General features: G+C 63.4%; 9 protein-coding genes. 6 read left to right on the top strand and 3 right to left on the bottom strand.

Annotation, left to right across the window (positions count from 1 at the left end; translation table 11 throughout):
* Positions 1–47 precede the first annotated feature (47 nt).
* Entirely contained in the window at positions 48–1,913 is a 1,866-nt protein-coding gene (gene dnaG, locus CPA56_RS06400) for a DNA primase (protein WP_182041173.1), read from the bottom strand.
* Between the two features lie 127 nt (positions 1,914–2,040).
* Between dnaG and CPA56_RS06395 the strand changes: the two genes are divergently transcribed.
* Together CPA56_RS06395 and CPA56_RS06390 are read left to right on the top strand one after the other, a co-directional pair.
* Positions 2,041–2,982 (top strand): DMT family transporter, encoded by a 942-nt coding sequence (locus CPA56_RS06395; RefSeq protein WP_182041172.1) that lies wholly within the window; start codon positions 2,041–2,043, stop codon positions 2,980–2,982.
* An 82-nt stretch (positions 2,983–3,064) separates the two neighbouring features.
* The gene (locus CPA56_RS06390; protein ID WP_182041171.1) at positions 3,065–4,018 is read left to right on the top strand and encodes a DMT family transporter; all 954 of its coding nucleotides are present in this window, start codon (positions 3,065–3,067) and stop codon (positions 4,016–4,018) included.
* A 65-nt stretch (positions 4,019–4,083) separates the two neighbouring features.
* On the opposite strand, the gene CPA56_RS06385 is transcribed toward CPA56_RS06390, so the two are convergent.
* Positions 4,084–4,536, bottom strand: a complete 453-nt coding sequence (locus CPA56_RS06385) for a GatB/YqeY domain-containing protein (RefSeq protein WP_182041170.1) — start codon at positions 4,534–4,536, stop codon at positions 4,084–4,086.
* 258 nt (positions 4,537–4,794) lie between these two features.
* Here CPA56_RS06385 and carA point away from each other — a divergent pair, with 258 nt between their 5' ends.
* The 4 genes from carA (at position 4,795) to CPA56_RS06365 (ending at position 11,263) form a co-directional block, all read left to right on the top strand.
* On the top strand, positions 4,795–6,174 hold the full coding sequence (gene carA, locus CPA56_RS06380; protein WP_182041169.1) for a glutamine-hydrolyzing carbamoyl-phosphate synthase small subunit: 1,380 nt from the start codon (positions 4,795–4,797) through the stop codon (positions 6,172–6,174).
* Between the two features lie 3 nt (positions 6,175–6,177).
* Positions 6,178–9,432 carry a carbamoyl-phosphate synthase large subunit gene (gene carB, locus CPA56_RS06375; RefSeq protein WP_182041168.1) on the top strand — a complete coding sequence of 1,085 codons (3,255 nt, stop codon included), beginning with the start codon at positions 6,178–6,180 and terminating at the stop codon, positions 9,430–9,432.
* Positions 9,433–9,569: 137 nt separating this feature from the next.
* A complete protein-coding gene (greA, locus tag CPA56_RS06370; protein WP_154981251.1) occupies positions 9,570–10,043 on the top strand; it encodes a transcription elongation factor GreA in 474 nt (157 codons plus the stop codon).
* On the top strand, positions 10,043–11,263 hold the full coding sequence (locus CPA56_RS06365; protein ID WP_182041167.1) for a threonine ammonia-lyase: 1,221 nt from the start codon (positions 10,043–10,045) through the stop codon (positions 11,261–11,263). Before greA ends, CPA56_RS06365 begins: the two co-directional genes overlap by 1 nt.
* A 73-nt stretch (positions 11,264–11,336) precedes the next feature.
* On the opposite strand, the gene msrB is transcribed toward CPA56_RS06365, so the two are convergent.
* On the bottom strand, positions 11,337–11,750 hold the full coding sequence (gene msrB, locus CPA56_RS06360) for a peptide-methionine (R)-S-oxide reductase MsrB (RefSeq protein WP_182041166.1): 414 nt from the start codon (positions 11,748–11,750) through the stop codon (positions 11,337–11,339).
* Positions 11,751–11,877 lie beyond the last annotated feature (127 nt).

Below are 11,877 nucleotides of genomic sequence, written 5' to 3'. Positions count from 1 at the left end.
CGTGCTTTAGACACCCGAATCAGGTCACAGGCCCGCCGCCCGAGGGGTCAGCTCCCTTTTTCCTCAAGCTCCGGGCTTTCACCCCGCCGCAGGGCAAACAGGACGGCCTGCCGGGCCTGCATGGCCGCCAGCAGGGCCCGCTTCGTCGTTTCATCCGATTCGGATGAGGAGCGGAGAAGGATGTCCACCGTCCTGCGGACCTCCTCCTCCACGTTCGCCTGAAGGTCCCGGAGATTTTCCAGCGCATAGAAATGCCACCAGAGCTTCATGGCCGCCTGGAGGCGGTCCTCTCCCTCCTCCACCTGCATCTGACGTGGCATCGGGCTGCCGCATACCTGCCGGACCGCCTCGGACAGGCCGTGCCCATCCATCCAGGCCCTGCAGCCTTCCGCCGTCAGCGCACCCTCACATTCGTCCGCCCAGCTCAGTATGGCCGTGCGGATGGATGAGAGCGGCTCCGGCAGGGACAGGCCGTTATAGTCCCGGTCGATGCCGGGCAGTATCTCGGGATACTGCAGCAGGATGGCCGTCAGGATGTTCAGCCTTTCTCCACGGCCTTCCGCCACCATCCGCCGTCCCGAAACCGGAATGACCGGGGCCATCCCGGCTCCCACGGCTCCCACGGCTCCCCGGACATCCCCCCTTCCCGTCTTCTGCCGACGGTAGCGGGCAAAGAACATGCCGTTCAGCGTGCTGGCATATTCGCTGGCCAGCAGCTTGTCCGGAATCATCTGGCTCAGTTCATAGAGCCTCTTCCGCAGGGCCGCACGGCGTTCCGGCGTCGGGTCCCGCTCCTGCGCCGTCAGCAGGCCGAACAGTTCCTCCTCCATCGGGCGGGCACTGGCCAGACGGCTCTCCATGCCCTGCGCCCCTTCCCGCTGGATGAGGGAGTCCGGATCGTCTCCTCCCTCAAGACGGCAGAACCGCAGGCTGCGCCCGACCTTCAGCAGGGGCAGGGCCACCTCGCAGGACCGCAGGGCCGCACGCTGGCCGGCCCCGTCTCCGTCGAAACAGATGACGGGCGTGTCCGTCATCCGCCAGAGCAGTTCCAGCTGCTCGCCCCCCAGGGCCGTCCCCAGCGGAGCCACCGCTCCGCCAAACCCCGCCTGCGCCATGGCGATGACATCCATGTAGCCTTCCACCACGACGGCCTGCGCCCCCTTATGGACGGCCTGCCGGGCCTGATCGATGTTGAAGAGCGTCCGCCGTTTGGAGAATATGTCCGTCTCCGGGCCATTGAGATATTTGGGCTGTCCATCCCCCAGGGTGCGCCCGCCGAAGGATATGATGCGCCCCTTCCTGTCCCGGATGGGAAACATGACACGGTTGAAAAACAGCTCGCCCCTGGGACGGCCCGCCTCGTCCGTCCGCATCAGCCCGACCTGGACCAGCGTCTCCGCCGTGATGTTCTTTCCTTCCAGAGCTTTCAGCAGGGAGCGTCCCTCACCGGACCAGCCCAGCCCGAAACGCTCCAGCGTGTCCCTGCTCAGTCCCCGTTTCTGGAGATAATCCAGCCCCGCACGGCCTTCCGGCTGGTAGAGCCTGCTGCGATAGACCGCCTGCACGGCCTCCATGACGTCATGAAGCGTCTGCCGGACACGGGCCTTCTCGACCTGCTGCGGGTCATCCGCCGGAACCTCCATCCCGGCTTCCGATGCCAGCCGTTCGACAGCCTCACGGAACCCGGCCCCCTCACTCTGCATGACGTAACTGATCGCATCGCCATGCGCCCCACAGCCAAAGCAGTGGTAATGATCGTCATAGATGTAGAGCGAGGGCGTCTTTTCCCCGTGAAAGGGGCAGCAGGCTTTCCAGTTCCGCCCGGAACGGACCAGCTTGCTGCGCCTGCCGAAGAGGGATGTGAGGGATGTCCGCTGGCGCAGTTCATCAAGAAACACGGTGTCTATGGCCATGCGCCCCACTGTGACACTCTCCCCCCCAAAAAGGAAGATGCTCCCGATTCACCCTTGACGAAAGCGGCCCGAGCTTCAACACACGACAGGTCACTCCATCCATTCCAGAAGCAGAGAGCGGGCCTTCATGACACGTTCCACCTTTACCGGCATCGCATGTGGTGCAGCAGCGGGCGCACTGTGGGGGCTGTCCCTCCTCGCCCCGGAGCTGATCGGCCCCTTTGCGCCGCTGCAGCTTGCCTCCGTGCGGTTTGTCACCTACGGCGTCATCGCCCTGCTGCTGCTCGCCCCGAAGCTGAAGAGGCTCCTCCCCCATCTGGGAGCAGCCGAATGGTGGGGCCTGCTGGGCCTCAGCCTGATGGGCAACATCGTCTATTACAGCCTGCTCAGCACGGCCGTGCAGCTCTGCGGGGTCGCCATGCCCTCCCTGATCGTCGGCTTCATCCCCGTCACGGTGACGCTCGTGGGGGCACTGCGGCATGATTCTGTCCTGCATGTCCGCCAGCTCGTTCCCTCCATGCTGCTCAGTGCAGGAGGGATCATCTGCATCGCCTGGCAGAACTTCCATAACGCCGCTCACCCGCAGCATCACAGCAGCCTGCTTCTTCAGGTCGCCGGTCTGGTCATGGCCGCCTGTGCCCTGTTGAGCTGGACGGGGTTTGTCGTCAAGAACGCCAACTGGCTGAAGCGGCTTGACCATGTGTCCAACAATGACTGGAACCTGCTGACCGGCCTCGTCACCGGTGCCCTCGCCCTGCTGATGCTTCCTCTGGCCTTCCTGCTGCCACAGCACCTGCCCGCTGCGGGCTGGGCACATTTCCTCATGATCGCCTGTGGGATCGGCCTGATGGCCTCGGTCGTGGCCAACGCCTTCTGGAACAGCATGACACGCCTCCTGCCCCTGACAATGGTCGGGCAGATGATCCTGTTCGAGACGCTCTTTTCCCTGTTCTACGGTTTCCTCTGGGAGCAGCGTTTCCCCACCCTTCTGGAAGGCTGCGCCATCATCCTGGCCATCAGCGGCGTGATCTCCTGCGTCCGTGCCCACGGCCCGGCAAAACACGGCTGAACACGCCTCCCCCCTTGACGAAGAGGACCGTACCGACAAAACAGGCCCCGATCACATCATCAATGACAGAAAACGAGCCTGCATGACACGGTCCATTCTCATTGGCACCGCCTACGGTGCCATGGCGGGAGCCTTCTGGGGAATCACCTTCCTTGCCCCGGAGCTTGTCGCTCCCTTCACGCCTTTCCAGCTTGCCACGCTGCGTTACCTGACGTTCGGGATCGTCTCCCTGCTCATCCTCCTGCCACGGCTGAAGACGCTGCTGCCCCACATCACCTTCGGGGCGTTCCGTGCGCTCGTGCTGCTCGCCATACTGGGCAGCGTTGGGTATTACAGCATGATGGGCGTGGCCATCCAGCTTAGCGGCGTGGCCATGCCGTCCCTCATCATCGGATTCATCCCCGTGACGGTGACGCTGGCTGGCATCTTCCGTCATGATGCGGTCGTCACGCTCCGCCAGCTCGTCCCGTCCATCCTGCTCAGCACGGCGGGCATCCTCTGCATCTCATGGCAGAACTTCTTCGTCGGGTCCGCCCTGCACCATACCGGCCCGCTCCTCCAGGCCGTCGGACTGCTGATGGCCATTGGTTCCCTACTGGGCTGGACGCTCTTCAACGTCATCAACTCCGACTGGCTGAAAAAGCTCGACCACATCACCAGCGGAGAATGGAACCTGCTGACCGGCATCGTGGCCGGGGCCCTGTCGCTCGTCATCCTTCTGCCTGCCGCCTTCCTCTGGCCGACTCACCTGCCCACGACCGGCTGGACACGCTTCATCCTCATCTCCTGCGGCGTGGGGCTGTTCTCCTCCACCATCGCCAATGCGTTCTGGAACCGCATGACGCACCTCCTGCCGCTGACGATGGTCGGGCAGATGATCCTGTTCGAGACACTGTTCTCGCTGATCTACGGCTTCCTCTGGGAGCAGCGTCTCCCCACCATATGGGAGGCGGCCGCCTTCCTGCTCTCCGTCAGCGGGGTTCTCGCCTGTGTCCGGGCACACAGGAACAACGAAGCCTCCCACTCCTACCACTGACACGAAAAACCCCGCCTGACGGGACAGGCGGGGTTTTCACAATCCAGCACAAAGGCTGAAAATCCTCAGCCCAGATAGGCCTTGACGAGACCGCTTGCCCGTCCGGCATCCAGGGCCGCACCGAAGCGGCCCTTCAGCACGCCCATCACCTTGCCCATGTCCTTCATGCCCTCGGCACCCGTTTCCTTCACGGCCTCGGCGATGGCCTCCTTCAGGGCATCCTCGGAGAGTTCCGCCGGAAGATAGGTGCGGATGGTCTCGATTTCCGCCTCTTCCTTGGCGGCCAGCTCGGGGCGGTTGCCCTGATGGTACATGGCGGCGGACTCCGTGCGTGTCTTGATCATGGAACGCAGGGCCAGCAGGATGTCATCCTCGCTCACCTCCCCGCTCTTGGCCCGGGCGGCGACATCAAGATCCTTGATCTTGGCGGAAATGGCACGGATCTGCGCTACACGGTCGGACTGGCCGGCCTTCATGGCTGCCTTGAGATCGTCCATGATACGGGTACGGAGCGACATGATGGTCCTCTTTCACTTATGAGTTTATAATCTCTGAATACGGGAGTCCAAGAGGTAACAGCCCAGCCCCCTCCTGTCGATAAGGGCGGTCTTCATGAGACGGATGCAGATATGGGAAAAAACTTCCCACAGAGCGAAGAATTTCACCCCACCCTCACCCTGTGGGAAAAAACTTCCCATCCCCGCCATGCTGGTCTATGAAAACAGGTGCCCGACCGGGCGCAGGACAGACAGGGCACAGGGCAGGGAAGCAGACACATGAACGTCGATTCACTCATCAAGAAGACGGGCGGTGCGGCCAGGATCGCCCAGCTTACCGGTGTCAGCACCGAGGCCGTGCGCAAGTGGCGACAGGCTGGTATGATACCCACCAGACATTGGCCTGCCCTGCTTCATGTGCCGGGGATCACCCTGGCCGACCTGAACGAGACGTCAGAGGAGACATCCGCCATGACCCATCCCACCGATGACATGCCCCCCAAAGGTGCAACAGCCGTCCTCGTACTGGCTGATGGCTCCCATTTCTGGGGCCGTGGCTTTGGTGCCTTCAATGACGGTGCCGTAGGCGAGCTCTGCTTCTCCACCGGCATGACGGGCTATCAGGAAACGTTGACGGACCCTTCCTTCGCCGGGCAGATCATCACCTTCACCTTTCCCCATATCGGCAATGTCGGTACCAACGGGGATGATGACGAGGCCCCCACCATGGCGGCCCTAGGCCTCGTGGTGAAAGAGGATGTCACCGCCCCGGCCAGCTGGCGGTCCATCCAGCCATTGCAGGACTGGCTGAAAGCCCACGGGCGGGCCGGCATCAGCGGTGTGGACACGCGGGGCATCACCCGCCTGCTGCGGGACAAGGGACCACAGAACGCCCTGCTCTTCCACCCGAAGGATGGCCGTTTCGACCTCGCCGCCCTGCGCCAGAAGGCTGCGGAATGGCCCGGTCTGGAGGGGATGGACCTCGTGAAGGAGGTTGCCCAGCCCGCCCGCAGCTGGACGAAGACCACATGGCACAACACCCGCCCCGAGCGGGCCGTGAAACGCCGTGTCGTGGCCCTGGATTACGGGGCCAAGGACAACATCCTCCGCAGCCTCGTGGCCGCTGGCTGTGAGGTGCATGTCCTCCCCGGCACCGCCACGGGTGAGGAAATCCTCGCCCTGAAACCGGAAGGCGTCTTCCTCTCCAACGGCCCCGCCGACCCTGCCGCCACGGCCGTCTATGCCGTCCCGGCCATCCAGACCGTCATGGAGGCGGACATTCCGGTCTTCGGCATCTGCCTCGGCCATCAGCTTCTGGCCCGGGCACTGGGAGGCACGACCTACAAGCTGGACCGTGGCCACCGTGGGGCCAACCAGCCGGTGAAGGACCTCACGACGGGCCGGGTGGAAATCACCAGCCAGAATCACGGCTTCGCCGTGGATGAGAAGTCCCTGCCCGATACCGTCAGGGTAACGCATGTCAGCCTGTTTGACGGCTCGAACGAAGGACTGGCCTCCACCGTGAAGGAAGCCTTCTCCGTCCAGTACCATCCGGAAGCCAGCCCCGGCCCGACCGACAGTTTCTACCTCTTCGAGCGGTTTGTCGCCGTCATGGACCGCCGCGCCGCAGCCCGCACAACCAGCAAGGCAGGAGCCTGACCCATGCCCAAACGCACAGACATCCGCTCCATCCTCATCATCGGTGCTGGCCCCATCGTCATCGGGCAGGCCTGCGAGTTCGACTATTCCGGCGCACAGGCCTGCAAGGCCCTGAAGGAGGAAGGCTACCGTGTCATCCTCCTGAACTCCAACCCGGCCACCATCATGACCGATCCCGGTCTGGCCGATGCCACCTACATCGAGCCCATCACGCCGGAATTTGTCGAGCGCATCATCCTCAAGGAGAAGCCCGACGCCGTCCTGCCGACCATGGGTGGCCAGACGGCCCTGAATGCCGCCATGGCACTGGACAAGTCCGGCTTCCTCACAAAGCACGGCGTGGAGCTGATCGGCGCACGGGCTGACGTGATCGACCGTGCCGAGGACCGCCTGAAGTTCCGTGAGGCCATGGATGCCATCGGCGTGGAAAGCCCCCGCAGTGCCATCGCCCACACGCTGGACGAGGCCCGCACGGCCCTAGAGCATATCGGCCTGCCCGCCATCATCCGTCCGTCCTTCACCATGGGCGGCTCTGGCGGCGGCATCGCCTATAACCGGGAGGAATTCTCACAGATCGTGGCCAGCGGGCTGGATGCCTCCCCCACCACCGAGGTGCTGATCGAAGAATCCGTCATCGGCTGGAAAGAGTACGAGATGGAGGTGGTCCGTGACGTGGCGGACAACTGCATCATCGTCTGCTCCATCGAGAACATCGACCCGATGGGCGTCCATACCGGGGATTCCATCACCGTGGCCCCGGCCATGACGCTGACGGACAAGGAATACCAGCGGATGCGTGATGTCTCCATCGCCTGCCTGCGGGCCATCGGCGTGGAGACGGGTGGCTCCAACGTGCAGTTCGGCGTGAATCCGAAGGATGGCCGCATGGTCGTCATCGAGATGAACCCCCGCGTGTCCCGCTCCTCCGCCTTGGCCTCCAAGGCCACCGGCTTCCCGATCGCCAAGATCGCCGCCAAACTGGCCGTGGGCTACACGCTGGATGAGCTGACGAACGACATCACTGGCACCATTCCGGCCAGCTTCGAGCCGACGATCGACTATGTCGTCACGAAGATTCCCCGCTTCACCTTCGAGAAGTTCCCCAGCACGCCGGCCCTGCTCTCCACCTCCATGAAGTCCGTCGGTGAGGCGATGGCCGTGGGCCGCAGCTTCGCCGAATCCCTCCAGAAGGGCCTGCGCTCCATGGAGACGGGCCTGACAGGTCTGGACCCCGTGGAAGCTCCCGGCGATGGCTCCCCGGATGCCTACCGTGCAGCCCTCTCCGAGCCACGGCCGGAGCGCATCCTCATGGCCGCCCAGGCCTTCCGGGCCGGTCTCTCACTGGAGGACATTCAGGAAGCCTGCCATTTCGAGACGTGGTTCCTCCGCCAGCTGGAAGGCATCATTGCAACGGAACGTGAGATCGAGGCGAACGGCCTGCCAGATGACGCCATCAGCCTGCGCCAGATCAAGGCCCAGGGCTTCTCCGACCAGCAGCTTGCCCGCCTGAGCGGCAAAAGCGTGAAGGACGTCGTCGCCCTGCGCACGAAACTGGACGTGCTGCCCGTCTATCGCCGGATCGACACCTGTGCGGCCGAGTTCTCCTCCGACACGCCTTACCTGTATTCCACCTATGAAGGGGGCTTCGGCATCCCGGACTGTGAGAGCCGCCCGACGGACAGGAAGAAAATCGTCATCCTCGGCGGCGGCCCCAACCGGATCGGTCAGGGCATCGAGTTCGACTACTGCTGCGTCCATGCCGCCTACGCCCTGCGTGAGGCCGGTTTCGAGACGATCATGGTCAACTGTAACCCGGAAACCGTCTCCACGGACTATGACACGTCCGACCGCCTCTATTTCGAGCCGCTGACGGCCGAGGACGTCATCAGCCTCGTGAAGAAGGAGATGACGAACGGTACCGTTCTGGGCTGCATCGTGCAGTATGGTGGCCAGACCCCGCTCAAGCTCTCCCGTGCGCTGGAGGAAGCGGGCATCACCCTGCTGGGCACCCCGGCCGATGCCATCGACCGTGCCGAGGACCGGGAACGCTTCCAGGCCATGCTGCGCAAGCTGGGCCTGCGTCAGCCCCGCAACGGCATCGCCCGCACCCCCGACGAGGCCCTGAAGATCGCCGAGGAGGTCGGTTATCCGGTCGTGGCCCGTCCCTCCTACGTGCTGGGTGGCCGTGCAATGGAGATCGTCTATGACAGGGCCGGTCTCTCCCATTACCTCAACACCGTCCTGCGTGCCGCCGGTGAGGATGTCTCCACCGGGCCGGTCCTGCTGGACCACTACCTGAACGAGGCCATCGAGGCTGACGTGGACTGCATTGCTGACGGTCATGATGTCTATGTCGCCGGGGTGATGGAGCATATCGAGGAAGCTGGCATCCATTCCGGCGACTCTGCCTGTTCCCTGCCGCCCTACACGCTCTCCCCGGCCCTGGTGACGGAGCTGAAGGCCCAGACCGAAGCCATGGCCCGTGAGCTGGGCATCCGTGGCCTGATGAACGTGCAGTTCGCCATCAAGAATGACGAGGTGTTCGTTCTTGAGGTCAATCCCCGTGCCTCCCGCACGGTGCCTTTCGTGGCCAAGGCCACGGGTGTGCCGGTCGCCAAGATCGGTGCCCGCATCATGGCCGGTGCCAGACTGTCCGAGTTCCCGCTGGAGGGCCGGTCCGTCGCACCGCATGTGGCCGTCAAGGAAGCGGTCTTCCCCTTCAACCGCTTCTCCGGCGTTGACACGATCCTCGGTCCGGAAATGCGCTCCACCGGTGAGGTGATGGGGCTGGATGCCAACTTCGAGATGGCCTTTGCCAAATCCCAGCTGGCCGCTGGCGTGAGGCTGCCTCAGGCAGGCACCGTCTTCCTCTCCGTCCGGGAAAGTGACAAGGCCCATGTGCAGCCACTGGCCCGCAAGCTGGTGGAGATGGGCTTCACCATCCTTGCCACCCGTGGCACGGCAGACCGGCTGAAGGAAGCCGGCATTCCCGTCACCCGTGTCAACAAGGTACTGGAAGGCCGCCCGCACTGCGTGGATGCCATCCGGTCCAACGAAGTACAGATGGTCATCAACACCGCCCAGGGTGGCCAGTCCGCCCGGGACAGCTTTGACATCCGCCGCTCCGCCCTGACGATGAACGTGCCGCATTACACGACCATCGCCGGTGCCAGGGCCGTCACCTATGCCATTTCTGTCCTGAAACAGAAGAAACCGGATGTGGCTCCGCTGCAATCCTATTTCCACGGCACCTTCTAAGAGAGGACTTGCAGCACGCACAATGTGCTGTTTATCCTGTCTGCCACAGCGTATGCCGCCCCGCCCTTTTCCGCTCCATGCGGAAGAGGGCGGGGCGGTATGCCATTCATCTCATTATCAGTGTGAGGATGCCCTCCATGCAGAAAAGCCCCATGACCGCCCAAGGACTGAAACGCCTTGAGGATGAGCTGCGCCAGCTCAAGTCAGAGGAACGCCCCGCCGTCATCCGGGCCATTGCAGAAGCCCGCTCCCACGGAGACCTCTCCGAGAATGCGGAATACCACGCCGCCCGGGAGCGTCAGTCCTTCATCGAGGGGCGGGTGCTGGAGCTGGAGAGCCTGATCTCCACGGCCGAGGTGATCGACCCCACGACCCTCTCCGGCAGCCGCATCCAGTTCGGTGCCACGGTCGAGCTGGTGGATGAGGAAACCGACAAGGAAAGCACCTACCAGATCGTCGGCGCTCACGAAGCTGACATCAAGCAGCACCGCATTTCCATCTCCTCCCCCCTTGCCAAAGCCCTCATCGGGAAGGAAGCTGGGGACAGCGTTTCCGTCCCGGCACCGGGTGGGGACCGTACCTATGAAGTTCTGAAAGTGATCTACAGATAATGCCGGACTCTGCTTCCAAGACCAGCCTGACCTTCAACGACGTCAAAGACGCCCAGAAGCGCATTGCCGCCACCATTGCCCGCACACCCACGATCAGCAATGTGGCCCTCTCCCGGCTGACGGAAGCAGAAATCATCATCAAGCTGGAGAATCTTCAGGCCATCGGCTCCTTCAAGGAGCGTGGGGCAGCCAACCGCATGGCCCTGCTCACGCCTGAAGAACGCAGGCGGGGTGTCATCACCGTCTCGGCAGGCAACCATGCCCAGGGCGTAGGGCGACAGGCCAGCCTTCTGGGCATGGAAGCCACCATCGTCATGCCCCGTTTCACCCCCGCCACCAAGGTGGCCGCCACCCAGAGCTGGGGAGCCAGAGTCGTTCTGGCTGGCGAGAATTTCGACGAGGCCGTGAAAACAGCCGAAAAAATCCGTCAGGAAGAAGGCCAGACCCTCATCCACCCCTTCAATGATCCTGCTGTCATCGCCGGACAGGGTACCTGCGCTCTGGAAATGATTGAGGATGCGCCCGATCTGGATGCCATCGTGGTGCCGGTCGGTGGCGGTGGCCTCATGGCCGGTTTCGTCACGGTGCTGAAAGAACTCAGCCCGAAGACGAAGCTCTATGGCGTGCAGGTGGAAGGCTATTCCCCGCTGGGTGCCTACCCGGAACCGCTCCGCTCCGTTCCCGGCGGGTCAACCATTGCCGAGGGCATCGCCGTCGTCCAGCCGGGCCATCACTGCCTGGATGTCATCGGCGAGAACCTTGATGGCGTGTTCGTCGTCAATGAACTCCAGGTCGAAAGTGCCATCACGACGCTGGCCGAAAAGGCCCGTCAGGTGGGCGAAGGGGCCGGAGCCACACCACTGGCCGCCATTCTGGCAAACCACGATTTCTTCAAGGGCAGGAAGGTGGGCTTCCCCATCTCCGGCGGCAACATCAATGCCCGCATCCTTGCCCATGTCATCCTCCGCTCCCTTCTGCGGGAAGGGCGCATCCTGCGGCTGATCTTCCAGATTCCCGACCGCCCCGGCCTGCTGGCCGCCATCTCCGAGAAGATTGGCAGCTATGGTGGCAACATCATCGAGGTCTCCCATCACCGCCTCTTCGCCGCTCCTTCCGTGCAGACGGCAGAGCTGGTGGTGATGATCGAAGCCCGTGACACGGAACATGCCCTGGAAATCGAGCGGGAACTCTCCCGCCATTACCACGTCGAACGGGACTGACCCCTGGAACATCCTCCGAAACAGAAGGGAGCGGCTCCGCCCGTGTGAGACGGGGCCACTCCCTTTTTTGCGTTCAGGCTCCCTCTTCGTCCGGGACGAAATGAAGGGCCAGACCATTGGTGCAGTAACGCAGCCCCGTGGGCGGAGGGCCATCAGGGAAGACATGTCCCAGATGACCGTGACAGCCAGCACAATGTATCTCCACCCGCACCATGCCAAGACTGCGATCCTCACGCTCGCCCACCGCCCCGGGTACGGCCCGGAAGAAAGACGGCCAGCCTGACCCGCTCTCATATTTCGCCGTCGAGCTGAACAGCCTCTTCCCGCAGGCGGCACAGTCATAATGACCAGGCCGTTTCTCACCATTCAGCGGGCTGGAACCCGGCGGCTCGGTCCCGTGACCATGCAGGACATGCTTCTGCGCCTCGCTGAGCGGCCCACAGCCACAGCCCTGACGTCCTGTCCGTTCTGCCTCATCCATGACCATTCCTCTTTCCTTTCCCTGGGTACAGGGGCCTCCGCCCCGTCTGGACAGACACCCCGTTCTCCGCCACAAAAGGCGGGCTACCCTGCCGTCTGACTGATCTCATGCCATCAGACGTGTTTTTCAAGCC

This window comes from Bombella mellum (assembly GCF_014048465.1).
GTDB lineage: Bacteria > Pseudomonadota > Alphaproteobacteria > Acetobacterales > Acetobacteraceae > Bombella > Bombella mellum.
This window is presented reverse-complemented; position numbering and strand designations above follow the sequence as displayed.

Excerpts from the sequence above, each read along its gene's own strand:
- greA (WP_154981251.1), top strand. The coding sequence starts at position 9,570 with ATGCAGAAAAGCCCCATGACCGCCCAAGGACTGAAACGCCTTGAGGAT.
- dnaG (WP_182041173.1), bottom strand. The coding sequence starts at position 1,913 with ATGGCCATAGACACCGTGTTTCTTGATGAACTGCGCCAGCGGACATCC.
- CPA56_RS06385 (WP_182041170.1), bottom strand. The coding sequence starts at position 4,536 with ATGTCGCTCCGTACCCGTATCATGGACGATCTCAAGGCAGCCATGAAG.
- CPA56_RS06390 (WP_182041171.1), top strand. The coding sequence starts at position 3,065 with ATGACACGGTCCATTCTCATTGGCACCGCCTACGGTGCCATGGCGGGA.
- msrB (WP_182041166.1), bottom strand. The coding sequence starts at position 11,750 with ATGGTCATGGATGAGGCAGAACGGACAGGACGTCAGGGCTGTGGCTGT.
- CPA56_RS06395 (WP_182041172.1), top strand. The coding sequence starts at position 2,041 with ATGACACGTTCCACCTTTACCGGCATCGCATGTGGTGCAGCAGCGGGC.
- carA (WP_182041169.1), top strand. The coding sequence starts at position 4,795 with ATGAACGTCGATTCACTCATCAAGAAGACGGGCGGTGCGGCCAGGATC.
- CPA56_RS06365 (WP_182041167.1), top strand. The coding sequence starts at position 10,043 with ATGCCGGACTCTGCTTCCAAGACCAGCCTGACCTTCAACGACGTCAAA.
- carB (WP_182041168.1), top strand. The coding sequence starts at position 6,178 with ATGCCCAAACGCACAGACATCCGCTCCATCCTCATCATCGGTGCTGGC.